Annotated in this window: 16 protein-coding genes; 12 read left to right on the plus strand and 4 right to left on the minus strand. The window is 68.4% G+C overall.

All coding sequences use genetic code 11. From position 1 onward, the window contains the following. Positions 1 to 41: 41 nt before the first annotated feature. The 3 genes from AC1RLW_RS13590 to AC1RLW_RS13600 are packed head-to-tail and all read left to right on the plus strand — an operon-like array spanning position 42 to position 3,181. A complete protein-coding gene (locus AC1RLW_RS13590; protein WP_062475069.1) occupies positions 42 to 1,043 on the plus strand; it encodes a CobD/CbiB family protein in 1,002 nt (333 codons plus the stop codon). A 4-nt stretch (positions 1,044 to 1,047) separates the two neighbouring features. Continuing rightward, positions 1,048 to 2,133 carry a histidinol-phosphate transaminase gene (hisC, locus tag AC1RLW_RS13595; protein ID WP_493193445.1) on the plus strand — a complete coding sequence of 362 codons (1,086 nt, stop codon included), beginning with the start codon at positions 1,048 to 1,050 and terminating at the stop codon, positions 2,131 to 2,133. 22 nt (positions 2,134 to 2,155) lie between these two features. Then, complete coding sequence (locus AC1RLW_RS13600; protein WP_493193447.1) at positions 2,156 to 3,181, plus strand: hypothetical protein; 1,026 nt, start codon at positions 2,156 to 2,158, stop codon at positions 3,179 to 3,181. A gap of 25 nt (positions 3,182 to 3,206) precedes the next feature. On the opposite strand, the gene rsgA is transcribed toward AC1RLW_RS13600, so the two are convergent. Genes rsgA through AC1RLW_RS13615 form a run of 3 tightly spaced genes read right to left on the minus strand, consistent with a single transcriptional unit; the run spans position 3,207 to position 5,826 of the window. Continuing rightward, positions 3,207 to 4,166 (minus strand): ribosome small subunit-dependent GTPase A, encoded by a 960-nt coding sequence (gene rsgA / locus AC1RLW_RS13605; protein WP_493193449.1) that lies wholly within the window; start codon positions 4,164 to 4,166, stop codon positions 3,207 to 3,209. 12 nt (positions 4,167 to 4,178) lie between these two features. After that, complete coding sequence (locus tag AC1RLW_RS13610) at positions 4,179 to 4,529, minus strand: 4a-hydroxytetrahydrobiopterin dehydratase (protein ID WP_095746391.1); 351 nt, start codon at positions 4,527 to 4,529, stop codon at positions 4,179 to 4,181. Between the two features lie 31 nt (positions 4,530 to 4,560). Then, positions 4,561 to 5,826, minus strand: a complete 1,266-nt coding sequence (locus AC1RLW_RS13615) for a M48 family metallopeptidase (RefSeq protein WP_493193450.1) — start codon at positions 5,824 to 5,826, stop codon at positions 4,561 to 4,563. Positions 5,827 to 5,888: 62 nt separating this feature from the next. Here AC1RLW_RS13615 and orn point away from each other — a divergent pair, with 62 nt between their 5' ends. The 6 genes from orn to AC1RLW_RS13645 all read left to right on the plus strand — a co-directional run bounded on the left by orn (position 5,889) and on the right by AC1RLW_RS13645 (position 12,600). Next, complete coding sequence (orn, locus tag AC1RLW_RS13620) at positions 5,889 to 6,485, plus strand: oligoribonuclease (protein WP_493193451.1); 597 nt, start codon at positions 5,889 to 5,891, stop codon at positions 6,483 to 6,485. 248 nt (positions 6,486 to 6,733) lie between these two features. Continuing rightward, positions 6,734 to 8,641: a DEAD/DEAH box helicase gene (locus tag AC1RLW_RS13625; RefSeq protein WP_070062330.1), complete on the plus strand. Its 1,908-nt coding sequence runs from the start codon at positions 6,734 to 6,736 to the stop codon at positions 8,639 to 8,641. Positions 8,642 to 8,857: 216 nt separating this feature from the next. Continuing rightward, positions 8,858 to 9,931 (plus strand): NAD/NADP-dependent octopine/nopaline dehydrogenase family protein, encoded by a 1,074-nt coding sequence (locus tag AC1RLW_RS13630; RefSeq protein WP_307637405.1) that lies wholly within the window; start codon positions 8,858 to 8,860, stop codon positions 9,929 to 9,931. Continuing rightward, a complete protein-coding gene (locus AC1RLW_RS13635) occupies positions 9,921 to 10,925 on the plus strand; it encodes a 3-hydroxybutyryl-CoA dehydrogenase (RefSeq protein ID WP_354343916.1) in 1,005 nt (334 codons plus the stop codon). The genes AC1RLW_RS13630 and AC1RLW_RS13635 overlap by 11 nt, the downstream gene beginning before the upstream one ends. Next, positions 10,922 to 11,725: an alpha/beta fold hydrolase gene (locus AC1RLW_RS13640; protein WP_493193452.1), complete on the plus strand. Its 804-nt coding sequence runs from the start codon at positions 10,922 to 10,924 to the stop codon at positions 11,723 to 11,725. The genes AC1RLW_RS13635 and AC1RLW_RS13640 overlap by 4 nt, the downstream gene beginning before the upstream one ends. Continuing rightward, a complete protein-coding gene (locus AC1RLW_RS13645) occupies positions 11,722 to 12,600 on the plus strand; it encodes a quinone oxidoreductase family protein (protein WP_493193453.1) in 879 nt (292 codons plus the stop codon). Before AC1RLW_RS13640 ends, AC1RLW_RS13645 begins: the two co-directional genes overlap by 4 nt. Positions 12,601 to 12,621: 21 nt before the next feature. Here AC1RLW_RS13645 and AC1RLW_RS13650 read toward each other — a convergent pair whose 3' ends face one another. Next, positions 12,622 to 13,098 carry a MarR family winged helix-turn-helix transcriptional regulator gene (locus AC1RLW_RS13650; protein ID WP_062475035.1) on the minus strand — a complete coding sequence of 159 codons (477 nt, stop codon included), beginning with the start codon at positions 13,096 to 13,098 and terminating at the stop codon, positions 12,622 to 12,624. A 144-nt stretch (positions 13,099 to 13,242) separates the two neighbouring features. Between AC1RLW_RS13650 and AC1RLW_RS13655 the strand changes: the two genes are divergently transcribed. Genes AC1RLW_RS13655 through AC1RLW_RS13665 form a run of 3 tightly spaced genes read left to right on the plus strand, consistent with a single transcriptional unit; the run spans position 13,243 to position 17,945 of the window. Next, positions 13,243 to 15,435 (plus strand): thiamine pyrophosphate-dependent enzyme, encoded by a 2,193-nt coding sequence (locus AC1RLW_RS13655; RefSeq protein WP_307637401.1) that lies wholly within the window; start codon positions 13,243 to 13,245, stop codon positions 15,433 to 15,435. A gap of 4 nt (positions 15,436 to 15,439) precedes the next feature. Further along, positions 15,440 to 16,945, plus strand: coding sequence for an indolepyruvate oxidoreductase subunit beta family protein (locus AC1RLW_RS13660; protein ID WP_493193455.1), 1,506 nt, complete (start codon positions 15,440 to 15,442; stop codon positions 16,943 to 16,945). 13 nt (positions 16,946 to 16,958) lie between these two features. Beyond that, complete coding sequence (locus tag AC1RLW_RS13665; protein ID WP_493193456.1) at positions 16,959 to 17,945, plus strand: PDR/VanB family oxidoreductase; 987 nt, start codon at positions 16,959 to 16,961, stop codon at positions 17,943 to 17,945. Position 17,946 lies beyond the last annotated feature (1 nt).

A 17,946-nucleotide genomic window follows, 5' to 3' on the forward strand; every position in this document is an offset into this window, starting at 1 on the left:
CTGGGGTCAAAACCTTCAGGTGCTCTCGCTATCATCGAAGGATGAGCTTCTTTGCCATCCTGTGCGCGTTGCTGATCGAGCAGGTGCGGCCCTTGGGCCCGCACAACCCCGTGTACGGCGGCGTTCTGGCGTGGACGCGCTGGACCAGCCGCAATTTCGATGCGGGCAAGCCGCACCATGGATGGATCGCCTGGGGGCTCGCGGTGTTCGTGCCCACGCTGCTGTCGCTGGGCGTGCACTGGCTGCTGGTGCTCACGCTGGGCCTGCCGTTCGCCGTGCTGTGGAGCGTCGCGGTGCTCTACATGACGCTCGGCTTTCGCCAGTTCAGCCACCACTTCACCGACATCCGCGACGCGCTCGACGAGGGCGACGAGCCGCTCGCGCGCTCGCTGCTGGCGCACTGGCAGGGCGTCGATGCCGCCGAGCTGCCGCGCAGCGAAATCGTGCGCCACGTGATCGAGCATTCGGTCATTGCTGCGCACCGGCATGTCTTCGGCGTGCTGGCCTGGTTCTCGGTGCTCGCCGCTCTCGGCCTGGGGCCGGCGGGCGCGGTGTTCTATCGCATGAGCGAGTTCGTCGCGCGCTACTGGGCCCACAAGAACGGCGCGCCGGTGCAGCCTTCGAGCGTGGCGGTGCAGGACGCGGCCGAGCGGGCCTGGCATGCCGTCGACTGGCTGCCCGCGCGCATCACGGCGCTCGGCTTCGCCGTGGTCGGCAGCTTCGAAGAGGCCATCGACTGCTGGCGCAACGATGCGCGGCGCTTCCCCAACGAGAACGACGGCGTGATCCTCGCGGCCACGTCCGGCGCGGTGAACGTGCGCCTGGGCGGTGGCTCGCTGAGCCCGATCCCGGTGGCCGATCCGCTGCCGCGCGCGCAGGCCGGCGAGTCGCCGAGCGTCGGCCGGCGCCTGGACAGCGGCAGCACGCCGGGTCGCGAGCCCGAGCCCGGCCACCTGCGCAGCGTGGTCGGCCTGGTCTGGCGCTCGGTCGTGATGTGGATGGTGCTGCTGGCCTTGCTCACGCTCGCGCGGCTGTTGGGCTGAGGCCATGACCACCCCGCCCGCACCGGCCTTCTGGAGCCCGCGCATCGGCGCGCTCGAGCCCTATGTGCCCGGCGAGCAGCCGCGCATCGCCAACCTCGTCAAGCTCAACACCAACGAGAACCCGTACCCGCCGTCGCCAGAGGCCATCGCGGCGATCCAGCGCGCGGCGGCCGACGGGCTGGAGCGCTACCCCGACCCCACGTCGCTCGCGCTGCGCGAAGCCGTGGCGCGCCGCCACGGCCTGCAGGTCGGCGAAGTGTTCGCGGGCAACGGCTCGGACGAAGTGCTCGCGCACGCGTTCTTCGCCTTCTTCCAGCAAGCGCAGCCGCTGCTGATGCCCGACGTGAGCTACAGCTTCTACAAGGTCTATGCCCAGCTCTACGGCATCGCCTGCGAGCAACTGCCGGTCGACGAAGGCCTGCGCATCGACATCGATGCGTTCGCGGTGCGCGCCCGCCAGGGCTGCGGCGGCATCGTCATCGCCAACCCGAACGCGCCGACCGGCATCGGCCAGCCGCTGGCGCGCATCGAGCAGCTGCTGGCCGCCTGCCCCGATCGCGTCGTGCTGGTCGATGAGGCCTATGTCGATTTCGGCGGCGAGAGCGCGCTGTCGCTCGTCGGCCGATATCCGAACCTGCTCGTGGTGCAGACCCTGTCCAAGTCGCGCTCGCTGGCCGGCCTGCGCGTCGGTTTCGCTTGCGGGCAGGCGCACCTGATCGACGCGCTGGTGCGGGTCAAGGACAGCTTCAATTCCTACCCGATCGATCGCTTGGCCTCCGCCGGCGCCGTGGCCTCGCTCGACGACGAGGCGTGGTTTCGCAAGACACGCGACCAGGTCGTCGACACGCGCGAAGGCCTGACGCTGCAGCTCGAAGACCTGGGCTTCGAGGTGCTGCCGTCGCAGGCCAACTTCGTGTTCGCGCGCCACCCGCAGCGCGACGCGGCCGAACTGGCTGCCTTGCTGCGTGAGCGCGCGGTGCTTGTGCGGCATTTCAGGCAGCCGCGCATCGCGCAGTACCTGCGCATCAGCATCGGCACGCGGGATCAGTGCAGCACGCTCGTGCAGTGCTTGAGCGAAATCCTCGCCTGAAACCCTGAGAGAAATCCTGTCGATGTCGACCCTTCACGCCGACCCGCGCGCTGTTGCCTGCGCATCGTTCTGGCAAGCCTTGAGCGACAAGCTCGAGAGCCTGCAGTCCTTGTCCGGCCACGCGCTCGTGGGCGAATTGAACGCGCTGCTGCAGCCCTTCTTTCCGAACCTGGCGGCCGAAGTGCTGGGCGACCCGCCGGCTTTCACGCTCGTGCTGACAGCGCACGGCGCTGAAGACGATTTCGAAGACCTCATGGCGCTGGTGCACAGCGCGCCCGCATTGCCGCAGGTCGAGGTGGAGGCCTTCCGGCAGCGCATGCGCGAAGGTTTCAGCATGCGCATGAACGACTTCGAACTGGCCAGCGCGGACGTTCTCGTGAAGCACGAGCCCTACAGGGGGCGGGTGGCGCTGGAGATCGGCTTTGCCAAGCCCATTCCGATGGACATGCAGGACCACGCGCGCCACATGAGCCTGATCATGCTCGATCACATCCTGGGCGAGTACGACTTCGCCGTGAAGGTCGGGCCGGTCGATCATGTCGAGGCCGATGCGCAAGCGGATTTCGATGGCGTGCCGCTCGATGACTTCGTGCCTCTGTTCGACGCATGCTGGCGCGAGGACCTGGGCCACACCGGCGTGTTTCCCTCAGGCGAGCATGGCTGGTCCGGCCTGACCGCTACGCGCACCGCCGAGGACGGCAGCGAGGTCGAGGCGGTCGTCATGCGAAACGATGCCGCGAATGCGCTGCTCGGTCGCGCCGACCTGGGGCATCGGCTCTCGGCCGCCGTTCCCGTCGAATCGGGCGAAGAACTGGACGAGGCCCGTGTCTACGAAGACCGGCTGACCGCACTGCTGCAGACGCACGGCGAAGGCTGCTGCACGCACATCGTGCTGGAGGAGGGCGTTCGCACCGTGCACTTCCATGTGGCCGATCCGCAGGCGGCCATTGCGCATGCGCAATCGGTTCAGGAAGCGTTGGAGTTGCCGGTGACGCTGGCCCTGGCCTTTGACCCGACCTGGAAGTCGTACCGCACCTGGCTGGCCTGAGCGCGGCCGGGCCCCCGGTGCTGCGTCAGTAGCGCGTCTGGCTCAGCTCGGCGAACAGCTCGCCGTAGATCTTGTAGCGCGAAGCGCTGATCGGTCCGGGTTGCGTCGCGGTTTCGACGTTCGAGATCACGCCGCAGCCGGGCTCGTGCAGATGGGTGCAGTTGTAGAACTTGCAGTCGCCCGTGTGCTCGGCGATGTCGGGCATGAGGCCGGCGAGCTGCATCGGCTCGATGTGGTTCAGGCCGAATTCCTGGAAGCCCGGCGAGTCGATGAGGCCGGTGGTGCGGGCCTCGTCGATCCAGTACCAGGTGGTGCTGGTGGTCGTGTGCTTGCCCGAGTTGAGCGCCTGCGAAATCTCTTGCGTCAGCACGCTCGCACCGGGCACCAGCAGGTTGGTGAGCGTGCTCTTGCCCGAGCCCGACGGGCCGAGCACCAGGGTCGACTTGCCCGCCAGCAGCTTCATCAACGAGGCGTAGTCCGCCTCGCCCGAGGCCTTGAGCGACAGCGGCAGCACGCCGTGGTGCATGCGGCGGTAGGGCGCCAGCTTGGTCCAGGCGCGCGCAAAGGGTTCGACGAGGTCGCTCTTGTTGAGCGCGATGATGGGCGTGATGCGTTGGGCCTCGGCCGCGATCAGCGCGCGTGCCAGCTGGTGTTCGGAAAACTCCGGCTCGGCCGCGATCAGGATCAGCACATGGTCGAGGTTGGCCGCGAAAGACTTGGTGCGGATCTCGTCCTGCCGGTAGAAGAGGTTGCGGCGCGGCAGCACCTCTTCGATGGTGCCTTCGTCTTCGGTGGCCTGCCAGCGCACGCGGTCGCCGACCACGGCCTGGCTCTTCTTGCCGCGCGGGTGGCAGATCAGCCGCTCGCCCGTGGGCGTTTCGACGAGGCAGTGACGCCCGTGGCTGGCGACGACGAGGCCGTCGTGGAGCGCCTTCCCCGTGTTGTGCGCAGCGGGGGTGAAGGCGGCGCGGCCCGGCTTAGCCACAGGCGTGTGTCCTCATGCGGCGGGGCTCGCAACCAGCGCGTCGGCCTGCCGAGCGCAATCGAAATCGGTGATCGAGAGGCCGTTCACGTCGTGCGTATTGAAGCGCACCACGCAGCGGTTGTAGTGCACCGACAGGTCGGGGTGGTGGTCCTGCGTGTGGGCCACCATGGCCAGTGCATTCACGAAGGCGATGGTCTCGAAGTAGTTCGCGAAGGTGAAGGTCTTCTCGATCGCGACATCGGCGCCGTCGCCGGTGAGCTTCCAGCCGTCGAGCTGTGCCAGGCCCGAGACGATCTCGGTGGCGCTCAGGGCCTTGCGGGGCGGAAGGTTCTTCCAGTCCTTGGGTTTGAACATGCTGCTCATGAGGGGCTTCGCTGAAAAGGTGGGTCGAGGGTCACGCCGCGGCCATGCGCGCAAGGCGCTCGGAGGCGGGCGGGTGGGAGTAGTAGAACTTGACGAACACCGGGTCGGGCGTGAGCGTCGAGGCGTTGTCCTGGTAGAGCTTGAGCAGGGCGGCCGACAGGTCGGCGCCGCTGGTCTGCGCCACGGCGTAGGCGTCGGCCTCGAACTCGTGCTTGCGCGACAGGCGCGCCGGCAGCGGGGCGACGAAGAAGCTGAACACCGGCACGGCCAGCATGAACAGCAGCAGCGCCAGCGCGTTGTTGGGCGCGGCCGGCGACAGGTTGGGCTGCACGCCCAGGCCGGCGTAGAACCAGACCTGGGTCGACACCCAGCCCAGCAACGCAAAACCGGCCAGGCTCAGCGCGAACATCGCGATGAGTCGCTTCACGATGTGGCGGTGCTTGAAGTGGCCGAGTTCGTGCGCGAGCACGGCCTCGACTTCGCCGGCGTTGAGCTGGCGCAGCAGCGTGTCGTAGAACACCACGCGCTTGCTGGCGCCGAAGCCGGTGAAGTACGCATTCGCGTGTGCGCTGCGCGTGCTGCCGTCCATCACGAACAGGCCCTTGGCCGCGAAGCCGCAGCGCTTCATGAGCGCGGTGACGCGCGCCTTGAGCGTCGGGTCGTCCAGCGGCTTGAACTTGTTGAACAGCGGCGCGATGAAGGTCGGGTAGATCAGCATCAACAGCAGGTTGAAGCCCATCCACGCGCCCCAGGCCCAGAGCCACCACAGCGTGCCGGCCGCGCCCATGAGCCACAGGATGAGCGCTGCAATCGGCAGCCCGATCAGCGCGCCGAGCAGCGTCGACTTGAGGGTGTCGGTGAGCCAGAGCTTCCAGGTCATCTTGTTGAAGCCGAAGCGCTCCTCGAGCCGGAAGGTCTGCCACAGCGTGAACGGCAGCTCCAGCAGGCCGCCGATGAGCGCAAAGGCCGCCAGCAGCGCCAGCTGCTGCACCATGCCGCCGCCGAGCCACACCAGCAGCAGCTTGTTCAGCATGTCGAGCCCGCCGAGCAGCGTCCAGCCCAGCAGCAGGGCGGTGCCCCAGGCCATCTCGATGAGCCCGAAGCGCGCCTTGGCGATGGTGTAGTCGGCGGCCTTCTGGTGCGCGGCCAGCGTGATGGTCTGGGCGAAGGCGGCCGGCACGGCGCCGCGGTGGCGCGCCACGTGGCGCACCTGGCGGGTGGCCAGCCAGAACTTCACGAGCAGGCCCGCCACGAGCGCCGCCGCGAAGGCAAGGGTGAAGATGAGCGAATAAGACATCATGAAGCGGCGAGTTTAGTCCCCGGTATATCGGGGCGCAGGCCTTCGACGACAATCCTGCGATGCCCGAATCCCTTGACCCGACGCCCCCCGCAGCCGCCCCCACCCTGAAGAAAAGCGACCAGAACCTGGTCTGGCTCGACTGCGAAATGAGCGGCCTCGACCCCGAGAAAGAGCGCCTGCTCGAGATCGCCGTGGTCGTCACCGGCCCCGACCTCACGCCCCGCATCGACGGCCCCGTGCTCGTCATTCACCAGAGCGACGCTGTGCTCGACGCCATGGACGCCTGGAACAAGGGCACCCACGGCCGCAGCGGCCTGATCGACAAGGTGAAAGCCTCCACGCTGGACGAAGCCGCGGCCGAGCAGCAACTGCTCGAATTCGTCGCCAAGTACATCCCCAGGAGCGGCTCGCCGATGTGCGGCAACACCATCGGGCAGGACCGGCGCTTCCTGGTCAAGTTCATGCCCAAGCTCGAGGCGTACTTCCACTACCGCAACCTCGACGTCAGCACCCTCAAGGAGCTGGCCAAGCGCTGGAAGCCCGCGGCCTACACCGCCTTCAAGAAACAGCAGGCGCACACCGCGCTGGCCGACGTGCACGAGTCCATCGAGGAGCTCGCGCACTACCGGGAAACCTTCCTGCGCTTGGTAGATTGACAGCAATTAGGTAAAAACCCGAAGCCGTGCCATAATCGCAGGCTTCGCTGATTTGAACGCGTCTTTGGACACAGATCAGCGTCTCTCGCATCTCCCTATCTTGCACACCGCGCCCGATCGCATTCGCTGATCAAAAAGGGCCGCAGCCTCCGACGAAAGCCGGAAGTTGAATGTCGTTGGATGGTTGATGTTTTTAACCACCAACGGGGCGCCGCCTACGGCAGCGCTCGCGTTTGAGATTGATATTCATGACCGACGCTTTTGAAGCGCAGGGCGAACTCGCGCCTGTGCAATCCGCTACCCATAACGAATTCACCGCTGTCGCGGAAACCGTGTCCGAGGCCCCGATCCTCGACGCACTGGACGCCGCAGCCCCCGAGGCCGCCGAAGCCGAAGCGCCTGCCGCGCCCAACGGTTTCATCAAGCTGGGCCTCGCCCCCGAACTGATCGCCGCCGTGGCAGACATGGGTTTCACCCAGCCGACCACCGTGCAGGAAAAGGTCGTGCCGATCGCCATGGGCGAAGCCGGTTCGGCCCGTTTCGTCGACCTGATGGTCTCGAGCCAGACCGGCTCGGGCAAGACCGCCGCCTTTCTGCTGCCCGTGCTGCACACGCTGATCAAGCGCCAGGCCGAAGCCGAAGCCGAAGCCAAGGCCGAGTTCCAGCGCCTGGCCGCTGAAGCTGCTGCCCGTGGCGAAGCGCCGCTCAAGAAGCCCAAGCGCAAGGACCCGACCAACGCCCGTCATTTCAAGGCCGCCACACCCGGCGCCCTGATCCTGTGCCCGACGCGCGAACTCGCGCAGCAAGTCGCACACGACGCCATCGAACTGGTTCGCCATTGCCGCGGCCTGCGCGTTGCCAACGTGGTGGGCGGCATGCCTTACCAGCTGCAGATCGCCAAGCTGCAGAACGCCGACCTCGTGGTTGCCACGCCGGGCCGCCTGCTCGACCTGCAGCGCTCGCAGCAGCTCAAGCTCGACCAGGTCAAGTTCCTGGTCGTCGACGAAGCCGACCGCATGCTCGACCTCGGCTTTGCCGACGATCTGGCTGAAGTCAACCAGCTCACCATCGAGCGCCAGCAGACCATGATGTTCAGCGCCACCTTTGCGCCGCGCATCCAGCAGCTGGCCCAGCGCGTCATGCGCGAGCCGCAGCGCATCACCATCGACAGCCCGCAAGAAAAGCACGCCAACATCAAGCAGTCGCTGTACTGGGCCGACAACAGCCAGCACAAGCGCAAGCTGCTCGACCACTGGCTGCGCGACACCAGCATCAACCAGGCCATCGTGTTCGCCAGCACGCAAGTCGAGTGCGACGGCCTCGCCAACGACCTGCAGCAAGAAGGCTTCAGTGCCGTCGCGCTGCACGGCGCCCTGAGCCAGGGCCTGCGCAACCGCCGCCTGATGGCACTGCGCCAGGGCCAGGTGCAGATCCTGGTGGCCACCGACGTTGCCGCCCGCGGCATCGACGTGCCGACCATCACCCACGTCTTCAACTTCGGCCTGCCGATGAAGGCCGAGGACTACACCCACCGCATCGGCCGCACCGGCCGTGCCGGCCGCGATGGCCTGGCCATCACGTTCGCCGAGTTCCGCGATCGCCGCAAGATCATGGACATCGAGCACTACAGCCGCCAGCAGTTCAAGGCGGAAGTGGTGGCCGGCCTCGAGCCGCAACAGCGCATGCCGCAATCGCGTCCCCCGATGGGCGAGTACCGCGGTGGCCGTGGCGACAACTTCTCGCGCGATCGCAAGTTCGGCAACGGCGGTGCGGGCGGCGGCGGTGGCTACCGCGGCAACAACAACGGTGGCGGCTATGCCGGCGCCAGCGGCTTCAACGACCGCAATTCGCGCGGCCCGGCCCAAGGCCAAGGCCCGCGCGGCTTCCAGGGCGGCCAGAACGCCGGCTTCGGCGGCGGCCGTGACGAAGGCGGCAACGGCGGCGGCTACGGTCGCAAGCCGGGCTGGGGCGACAGCGCCCCGCGCGGCGGCCACGGCCATGGCGGCGGTCGCGGCGACGGCGGTTTCGCACCCCGTGAAGGCTTTGCGCCCCGCGAAGGTTTCGCACCGCGCGGCAACGGCGCCGGTCACGGTGGCCCGGGCAAGGTGTTCGTGCCCCGCGACGCGCAAAAGCGCGCGTTCAAGCCCAGCCGCTGATCGCCCCCGCAAGCGGCCCTGAAAAGGGCTGCTTCCCCCCAAAAAGCCCGCGCTTCTCACGAACGCGGGCTTTTTCGTTGTCGGGTTTCCGAGCAGTCCGGCGCTCATGAAGTTGGTTGACACCTGAATCGATGAAAAGTAATGTAATGGCGCATTGCTTCTCCCCGGTCCGTTCGCGGCTGCCGGTTCATCGACACCTGTTCTCGACTTTCGATCATGAAAATTGCGATCCTTGGGGGTGGCCACGGCGCCTATGCGGCTGCCGCGGACCTGTCTGAAACCGGCCATGAAGTGCGCCTGTGGCGCCGCGACGCCGCCGCGCTCGAACCCGTCGTGCAGGCCGGCGCGATCACGCTGAAAGACGCCGCCGGGGCGCGCGAGGTGCCCATTGCGCTGGCCACTGCCGACATCGGTGCCGCGCTGAAGGGCGCCGAGCTCATCGTCATTCCCACTCCCGCCATTGCCCAGCACGACATCGCGCTGGCCATGGCGCCGCACCTGGTCGACGGCCAGGTCGTGTTCCTGCCGCCGGGCACCTTCGGCAGCTACGTGATGGCACAGGCGGTGAAGGCCGCCGGCAACCGCGCCGACGTGGCCTGGGCCGAGACCGGCACCTTGCCGTACCTTGCGCGCAAGCACGGCGAGCGCGAAGTCAACGTCACCATCCGCGCGATCCGCCTGCCCACCGGCGTCTACCCGGCACGCAAGGAGGCGCAGGCCATCGAGGTGATCCGCCGCGCCTACCCGGCCGTGCACGGTTGCGGCGATGCGCTCTCGGGCGCGCTGATGAACGCCGGCCCCGTCATCCACCCGCCGCTGATGGTGATGAACGCCGCCCCGCTGCAGCACTTCGAGCGCTGGGACATCCACAACGAAGGCACCCAGCGTGCGGTGCGCGACGTGACCGACCGCCTTGACCGCGAGCGCATGGCCGTGCGCGAAGCGTTCGGACAGGGCGCGCCGCACTATCCGCTGGCCGACCACTACAACAACGACCAGTGGATGTACGGCGACGCACACAAGCAGCTCGTCAAGTCGGGCGACTGGCGCGAGAACATCGACCTGCACACGCACCGCTACATCACCGAAGACACCGAACTCGGCCTGGCCTTCCTGGCCTCGGCCGCGCGCCATGCGGGCGTGGATGCGCCCATCGCCCACGGCCTGCTGGCCATCGTGGGCGGCTTCCTCGGGCGCGACCTGCGCCAGGGCCCGCGCACTTTCGAAAGCCTGGGCCTGGCCAGCCTGAGCGCGAGCCAACTCAAGCAGAGGCTGCACGATGGCGAATGAGCCCGCGCCGCCGCGCTTCGCCGCCGTGGGCGCCGGCCGCATGGGGCGTGGCATCGCCATCGCATTCGCCTATGCGGGCCACCGCATCGCGTTGATCGACCTGCGCCCGCGTACGCCCGAGGCCTGGCAGCGGCTGCGCGACGAGGCGCAAGCGGAAATCGCGGCAAGCCTTTCGGGCCTCGCGCAGCTCGGCGTGATCGATGCCTCGCAGGTCGAGCGCATCGCCGCGCGCGTGGACTTCGTGAATGCAGCAGACGCACCGCACGCGCTGGCCGCCGCCGAGCTGGTGTTCGAAGGCGTGCCCGAAACCATGGACGCCAAGCGCGAGGCCTTCGAGCAGCTCAACCGCCATTGCCGCGACGACGCGATCCTCACCTCGACCACCAGCAGCATCCTCGTGACGCAGCTGGCCGCGCTCGTGCGCCGGCCCGAGCGCTTCCTGAACATGCACTGGCTCAACCCGGCCTACGTGATTCCGGTGGTCGAACTGAGCTGCCATCCCGGCACCGACGCCGGCGTGCTCGCACGCACCAAGGCACTGATGGAGGCCATCGGCAAGTTGCCCGTGGTCTGCGGCGCCTCGCCTGGCTACATCGTGCCGCGCCTGCAGGCGCTGGTGATGAACGAGGCGGCCCGCATGATCGAAGAAGGCGCTGCCACAGCGGAAGAAATCGACAAGGCCACGCGCTACGGCCTGGGCCTGCGCTTCGCGGCGCTCGGCGTGGTCGAGTTCATCGACTTCGGCGGCTGCGACATCCTGCATCACGCGAGCCGCGAGATGTCGGCCTCGCTCGACGCGGGGCGCTACACGGCGCCGGCCATCGTCGGACGCATGGTCGAGGAAGGGCGGCTGGGCCTGAAGAGCGGCAGCGGCTTCTACGACTACGCGGGCCGCGACACCGCCGCCTACCGCCGCGACGTGCTCTCGCGCACGCTCGGCGAACTGAAGCACGCCGGCCTGTGGCGTGCGCCGGCCGACGAGACGCTGTCATGACGATCCGCCGCGCCTTCGCCGACCTGTCGGTGGGGCAGGTGCACCACGCCATGTGCGGCGACGCGCAGGCACCGGCCGTGCTGCTGCTGCACCAGTCGCCGCGCAGCTGGGCCGAGTACCGCGAGGTACTGCCGCTGATCGCCGGCGCGGGCTACCGCGTCATCGCCATGGACACGGCGGGCTTCGGCGATTCAGCCGACGGCGGCGTGCCGGCAAGCATTGCGCAGTGGGCGCGCGTCGCATGCGAGCTGCTCGATGCGCTCGGCATCGCGCAGGCCGACGTGGTGGGGCACCACACCGGCGGCGTGATCGCGATCGAGCTGGCCGCGTCGTTTCCTGAACGCGTGCGCAGCCTCGTGCTCTCGTCCACGCCGTACACCGACGAGGTGTTTCGCCGCGCCCGCGCGCAGCGTCCGCCCATCGACGAAGTGGCGCCCAGCGACGATGGCAGCCACCTCGCCGCGCTGTGGCAGAAGCGGCAGGCCTTCTATCCGCCGGGACGTCCCGACCTGCTCGAGGCCTTTGTGCGCGATGCGATGAAGGTCGGTCACCGCGTGGAAGAAGGGCACCGCGCCGTGGCCTCGTACCGCATGGAAGAGCGCATCGGTCGCGTGACGCAACCGACGCTCATCGTGCGCGCCACGCTCGACCCTTTCGCTGCGCCGCATGCGGCGGAGTTGCAGCACCACCTGCCGCAGGCGCGCATCGTCGACATCGACGGCGGCATGGTGCCCTTGCCCGACCAGATGCCCGAGGCCTTCGCGCGCACGGTGCTCGACTTTCTGGCGACGCGGCCATGAAGGCCGTTCGCATCCATGGCTTCGATGCGGTGCCGGTGCTCGAGGACGTGGCCGACCCCGTGGCGCGACCTGGCCGCACCCTCGTGCGCATGCAGGCCGCCACTGTGGGCCACATCGATCGCACCGTGTGGCAAGGCCGCTTCCTGCGGCATCCGCCGCTGCCGTACACGCCGGGCGTGGAAGCGGCGGGCGTGGTCGTCGCGAGCGAGCGGTATGCAGAAGGGCAACGCGTGTGGTTGCGCGGCAGTGGCTTGGGCACGCTGTTCGACGGCACCTGGTGCGAGCTGATCGATGCGCCTGACGATGCACTCGGCGTGTTGCCCGATGCCGTGCCAATGGCACTCGGTGCAGCGTTCTTCTCGCCCACCACATCGGCGTGGGTCGCCTTGCATGAGGTCGCCCGATTGCAGTCTGGAGAGCAAGTGTTGGTGACGGGCGCGAGCGGCGCGGTGGGTTCTCTGGTGATGCAGCTGGCACGCGATGCAGGCTGCATCGCAACGCCTGTCGATCCGAAAGCCGCACCGCCTGAAGTCGCCAGCGCCGACCTGCTCATCGACACCGTCGGCGGCGACGTGCTCGCCGCCGCCTTGCCTGCCGTGCGCCCCGGCGGTCGCGCCGTGCTGATCGGCTACACCGCCGGTCCGACGCTGCAGCTGGACATCGCACACTTCCTGCAGCGCGACGTGGCGCTGCTGCCGCTCAACATGTTCCGGCGCGAAGCCGCAGGCCGCGCAGCCGCTCCAGAGTTGCTTGCGCGGCTGGCCGACGGCCGACTGCATCTCGATGTGCAGCCCTTCGCGCTCACCGATGCAGCCCTCGCACTCGACTGGATCGCGCAACGCGGCCATCGCGGCCGCGCGGTGCTCGTGCCCTAGTCAGGCCTCAGGCCACGCGCTTCAGTCTTCGTCCGGCACCTCGACCGGCACATGCACATGCAGGTCGATCATCTGCCGCAGCGTCTGCTTGAGCTCTTCGGCGCGTCGCAGGCCGAAGGGTTCGAGCACGCGGCGCTCGTGTTCGCGCGCCAGTTCCATTAGGTGCTCGACCGCCTTCAGCCCCGCGGGCGTGATGCGCACCAGCGTGATGCGGCGATCACTTTCATGGGGCAGGCGTTCGACCTGGCCACGCGCTTCCATGCGGTCGAGCAGCCGCGTCACCGTCGGCTGCTTGGTCACCGTCACCTGCGCGAGCTGGCCGATGCTGACCGCGTCGCTGCCGGCCAGCGACGCCATCACGCGCCACTCCGACACCGAAAAACCCTGCTGCCGCGCCACCTCGTGGAACTCCGAAGAGATCAGCTGGCTGGCCTGCGCGAGCAGCGCGGGCAGGTAGTCATCGACGAAGCGATGCGTTTCCTTGGATGGTTCAGACATGAAGGCGCCTCCTGTTTGCCGCAGGCATGCGGATTGCATGGCTAGGGTAATTCATGATTGTGGATACATTCATTTCTAAACATTATAGGAGCCGTGATGTGACCCCGGGGCCGCATCCTCCCACGAGAAAGAAGAAGGACATCCATGGCTGAGCGTTCGTTCGTCGAAGAAGTCAAGAAGCTGAGACTTACTGGTGGAGAAGTGTTCCGCGGCGAAGGCATTCTGGCCGTCACCAAGGCCCTGCTGGAGTCGGGCGTGTCGTATGTGGCGGGCTACCAGGGCGCTCCCATCTCGCATCTGATGGATGTGCTGGCCGATGCGCAGGACATCCTGGCCGACCACGGCATCCGCTTCGAGAACAGCGCCAGCGAAGCCACTGCTGCCGCCACGCTGGCCGCCTCCGTCAACTATCCGCTGCGCGGCGCCGTCACCTTCAAGGCGACCGTGGGCACCAACGTGGCGTCCGATGCATTGGCCAACCTGGCCTCGGGCGGCGTCACCGGCGGCGCGCTCATCATCGTGGGCGAGGACTACGGCGAAGGCTCGTCGATCATGCAGGAGCGCAGCCATGCGTTCGCCATGAAGTCGCAGATCTGGCTGCTCGATCCGCGGCCCAACCTGCCCAGCATCGTCGATGCGGTGAAGACCGGCTTCGACCTCTCCGAGGCCAGCAACACGCCCGTGATGCTGCAGCTGCGCATCCGCGCCTGCCACGTACACGGTCACTTCATTGCCGGCGACAACAAGCGCGCCAAGTTCACGCTGAAAGAGGCGCTGGAGAACCCGCAGCGCGACGTCAGCCGCATCGTGCTGCCGCCCGCGAGCTTCGTGCACGAGCAAGAGAAGGTGAAGGACCGCTGGCCCGCCGCCGTGCGCTTCATCGAGGAGCGCCAGCTCAACGAGTTCTTCTCCGAAGACGCCGACGACATCGGCATCATCGTGCAGGGCGGCAGCTACAACACGCTGCTGCGTGCGCTCGAACGCCTGGGCCTGGCCGACGTGTACGGCGAGACCCGCGTGCCGCTGTACGTGATGAACGTGGCCTATCCCGTCATCGAGAGCGAAGTCATCCGCTTCTGCGAAGGCAAGCGCGCCGTGCTCATCGTGGAGGAAGGCCAACCCAACTTCGTCGAGCAGAACCTCGCGACCATCCTGCGCCAGGCCGGCTCCACCACCGCGCTGCACGGCAAGGACATGCTGCCCGTGGCCGGCGAGTACACGACGCTTGAACTGCTCAAGGGAACGCGCACCTTCTGCGAGCGCTACGAACGCCTCGCGCCGCTGCCCGTGCCCGCACCGGTGCGCAAGGTGATCCCGCTGAAGGAAGTTGCGGCCATCGGCGTCGATGCCGCGCCTGAACCCGCTGAGCCGTCGAGCGCGCTCGGCGACGTGGTGCATTCGCGTCCGCCGGGTTTTTGCACCGGCTGCCCCGAGCGCCCCATCTTCAGCGCGATGAAGCTGGTCGAGCGCGAACTCGGTGCGCACCACGTGAGCGCCGACATCGGCTGCCACCTGTTCTCGATCCTGCCGCCCTTCAACATCGGCAACACGACGATGGGCTACGGCCTCGGCGGTGCGGGCGCCTCGGCACTCAACGCACCGGCCGGCAAGCGCGCGATCTCGATGATGGGCGACGGCGGCTTCTGGCACAACGGCCTGACGAGCGGCGTGGCCAACGCGGTCTTCAACAAGAGCGACAACCTCACCATCATCGTCGACAACAACTACACCTCGGCCACGGGCGGGCAGGACATCCTGTCCTCGACCGCCGTCAACAAGACGCGCAGCACCGGCCACGAGATCGAACGCGCCGTGCGCGGCGTGGGCGTCGAGTGGGTGAAGACGATGCGCCGCACCTACGACGTCGCCGGCATGCGCGACGCGCTGAAAGACGCACTCACCACCACCAAGAAGGGCCCCAAGGTCCTCATCGCGCAGTCGGAGTGCATGCTCAACAAGCAGCGCCGCGAGAAGCCGCTGGTGCGCAAGGCCATCGCCGACGGCAAGCGCATGGTGCGCGACAAGTTCGGCGTCGATGCCGACACCTGCACCGGCGACCACTCGTGCATCCGCCTGTCGGGCTGCCCGTCGCTCTCGATCAAGCCGAACCCCGATCCGCTGCGCATCGACCCCGTCGCCACCGTGCTCGACAGCTGCGTGGGCTGCGGCAACTGCGGCGACGTCTCGCACGCCGCCGTGCTGTGCCCCTCGTTCTACAAGGCGCAGGTCGTGAGCAACCCGACCGCCTGGGACCGTTTCCGCCAGCGCGTGCGCACCACCGTCATCGGCTGGCTGCAGCGCGGCGATGCGCGCCGCCGTGACGCCTATGCCTTCTGACGCCATGACGAACAAGGTTCAACCGATAAAGATCGCCATCCTCGCCATGGGCGGCGAGGGCGGCGGCGTGCTCGCCGACTGGATCGTCGACATGGGCGAGGCCAACGGCTACGTCGCCCAGACCACCTCCGTGCCGGGCGTGGCCCAGCGCACCGGCGCGACCATCTACTACGTCGAGCTGTACCCCGACGCACAGGCGCAGTCCGACGGCGGACGCCCCGTGCTCGCGCTGATGCCGCTGCCGGGCGACGTCGACGTGGTGCTTGCCTCCGAGCTCATGGAAGCCGGCCGCGCGGTGCAGCGCGGGCTGGTCACGCGCGACCGCACCACGCTCATCGCCTCCACGCACCGCGTCTTCTCCATCGCCGAAAAGAGCGCCATGGGTGACGGCCGCGTCGACAGCGACCAGCTGCTCGCCCACACCGCGCGCGCCGCCAAGCGCTTCATCCGCTTCGACATGGCGCAGGCCGCCGAAGCCTCGGGCAGCGTGATCAGCGCCGTGCTGTTCGGCACGCTCGCGGGCTCGGGCGTGCTGCCCTTCGGCCGCGCGCAGTTCGAGGCCACCATCGAGCGCGGCGGCGTGGGCGTGAAGCCCAGCCTCAAGGCCTTCGGTGCAGCATTCGATCGCGCACAGGACGGCGACGACGGCGAACCCGCCAAGGTCGCACCGGCCGCCACGCCCGCACCGCAGCCGCGCCATCCGGCCGTGCGCGCGCTGGTCGAGCGCGTGCAGCGCGACTTTCCGCAGCCCGCGCACGACTTCCTGCTCGAAGGCGTGCGCCGCCTCATCGACTACCAGGACCTGGCCTACGCCGGCCTCTACCTCGACCGCATGGACGCCGTTGCCAAGTTGCCCGACGACGCCCACCGCCTGCTGCGAGAAACCGCGCGCCACCTCGCGCTGTGGATGTCCTACGAAGACACGGCGCGCGTCGCCGCCCTGAAGACCCGCGCCACCCGCTTCGAGCGCGTGCACGGCGAGGCCGGCGTGCAGCCGGGCCAGCTGCTCGCCATCCACGAGTACATGCACCCGCGCCTGCAGGAAATCTGCGAGACGCTGCCCGGCGGCCTTGGCCGCTGGCTCATGCACTCCACGGTGCCCAAGAAGATCGTCGAGCGCTTCACGCAGCACGGCCGCGTGATCCGCACCAGCTCGCTGCGCGGCTACCTGATGCTGCGCATGGTCGCGGCCTGCAAGGGCTGGCGCCGCTCGACGATGCGCTACGCCGACGAAAACCGCCGCATCGAAGAGTGGCTGCAACGCATCGCCGCCACCGCGCCACGCAACCCCGCGCTCGCCGTCGAACTCGCCCAGTGCCAGCGCCTGGTCAAGGGCTACAGCGACACGCACGAGCGCGGCTTGCGCAACTACGACACCGTGATGCGCGCGTTCGAACGTGCGGGTGCCGCGCTGGCGCCCGCCACCCTGCGCGAACTGCGCGACGCGGCGCTCGCCGACGAACACGGCCACAAGCTGCAGGCCGCGCTGGTGCAGCACGCCTTGGCCTGAAGGGACCCGAACCATGACCGCCCCCACGCTCCAGCTTCGCGTCGCCGAAGCGCGCGCCCTCAACCCGCTGATCCGCCTGCTGCGCCTGCGCGCCGAAGACGGCCGCGCGCTGCCCGGCTTCGCCGCCGGCGCGCACATCCGCGTGCAGGTGACGCTGGCCGACGGCACCACCGACTGGCGCCACTACTCGCTCATCAACTTCGCCACCGAGCGCAACGCGACCAACGCCCCGACCGACTACGTGATCGCCGTGCGCAAGGAGGCCGACGGCCGCGGCGGCTCGCGCTTCATGCACGAAGGGCTGGCCGAGGGCAGCGTGCTCACCATCGAGCCGCCGAAGAACGACTTTCCGCTGCACACCGGCCCCGGCGGCACGGTGCTGGTGGCCGGCGGCATCGGCGTGACGCCGCTGGCGTCGATGGCCGCGCGCCGCCGTGCCGAAGGCGCCGCCGTGCGCATGCACTACGCCGGCCGCAGCCGCGACCTGATGGCCTTCCTGCCCGAGCTGCAGGCGCTGCTGGGCGACGACCTGCGCGTGCATGCCGACGCCGAAGCCGGCGCGCCGCTGGACATCGACGCGCTGCTCGACGCCGTGCCCGTCGGCGACCGCCTCTACGTGTGCGGCCCCAAGGTCATGCTCGACGCCGTGCTCGCCCGCACCCAGGCCCGCGGCTGGGAGCACGATCGCGTGCACTTCGAGCTCTTCACCGAACCCGTCGTGGAGGAGGGCGACCAGCCCTTCGAGGTGGAACTCGCCCAGTCGGGCCAGCGTTTCACCGTGCCCGTCGGCCAGAGCATCCTCGACTGCCTCATCGAACACGGCTGCGACCCGATGTTCGATTGCAAGCGCGGCGAATGCGGCGTGTGCGCCGTGCCCGTGATCGAGGGCGAGATCGACCACCGCGACTACGTGCTCACCGCCCGCGAGAAGGCGGAAGGCACCGTCATGCAGATCTGCATCTCGCGCGCCAAGGGTGCGCGCCTGGTGCTCGACCTCTGAG

This window comes from Variovorax sp. GW822-FHT04A09, from assembly GCF_058801005.1.

Coding starts and splice junctions, on each gene's coding strand:
- AC1RLW_RS13590 (WP_062475069.1), top strand. CDS start 42: ATGAGCTTCTTTGCCATCCTGTGCGCGTTGCTGATCGAGCAGGTGCGG.
- hisC (WP_493193445.1), top strand. CDS start 1,048: ATGACCACCCCGCCCGCACCGGCCTTCTGGAGCCCGCGCATCGGCGCG.
- AC1RLW_RS13600 (WP_493193447.1), top strand. CDS start 2,156: ATGTCGACCCTTCACGCCGACCCGCGCGCTGTTGCCTGCGCATCGTTC.
- AC1RLW_RS13610 (WP_095746391.1), bottom strand. CDS start 4,529: ATGAGCAGCATGTTCAAACCCAAGGACTGGAAGAACCTTCCGCCCCGC.
- AC1RLW_RS13615 (WP_493193450.1), bottom strand. CDS start 5,826: ATGTCTTATTCGCTCATCTTCACCCTTGCCTTCGCGGCGGCGCTCGTG.
- orn (WP_493193451.1), top strand. CDS start 5,889: ATGCCCGAATCCCTTGACCCGACGCCCCCCGCAGCCGCCCCCACCCTG.
- AC1RLW_RS13625 (WP_070062330.1), top strand. CDS start 6,734: ATGACCGACGCTTTTGAAGCGCAGGGCGAACTCGCGCCTGTGCAATCC.
- AC1RLW_RS13630 (WP_307637405.1), top strand. CDS start 8,858: ATGAAAATTGCGATCCTTGGGGGTGGCCACGGCGCCTATGCGGCTGCC.
- AC1RLW_RS13635 (WP_354343916.1), top strand. CDS start 9,921: ATGGCGAATGAGCCCGCGCCGCCGCGCTTCGCCGCCGTGGGCGCCGGC.
- AC1RLW_RS13640 (WP_493193452.1), top strand. CDS start 10,922: ATGACGATCCGCCGCGCCTTCGCCGACCTGTCGGTGGGGCAGGTGCAC.
- AC1RLW_RS13645 (WP_493193453.1), top strand. CDS start 11,722: ATGAAGGCCGTTCGCATCCATGGCTTCGATGCGGTGCCGGTGCTCGAG.
- AC1RLW_RS13650 (WP_062475035.1), bottom strand. CDS start 13,098: ATGTCTGAACCATCCAAGGAAACGCATCGCTTCGTCGATGACTACCTG.
- AC1RLW_RS13655 (WP_307637401.1), top strand. CDS start 13,243: ATGGCTGAGCGTTCGTTCGTCGAAGAAGTCAAGAAGCTGAGACTTACT.
- AC1RLW_RS13660 (WP_493193455.1), top strand. CDS start 15,440: ATGACGAACAAGGTTCAACCGATAAAGATCGCCATCCTCGCCATGGGC.
- AC1RLW_RS13665 (WP_493193456.1), top strand. CDS start 16,959: ATGACCGCCCCCACGCTCCAGCTTCGCGTCGCCGAAGCGCGCGCCCTC.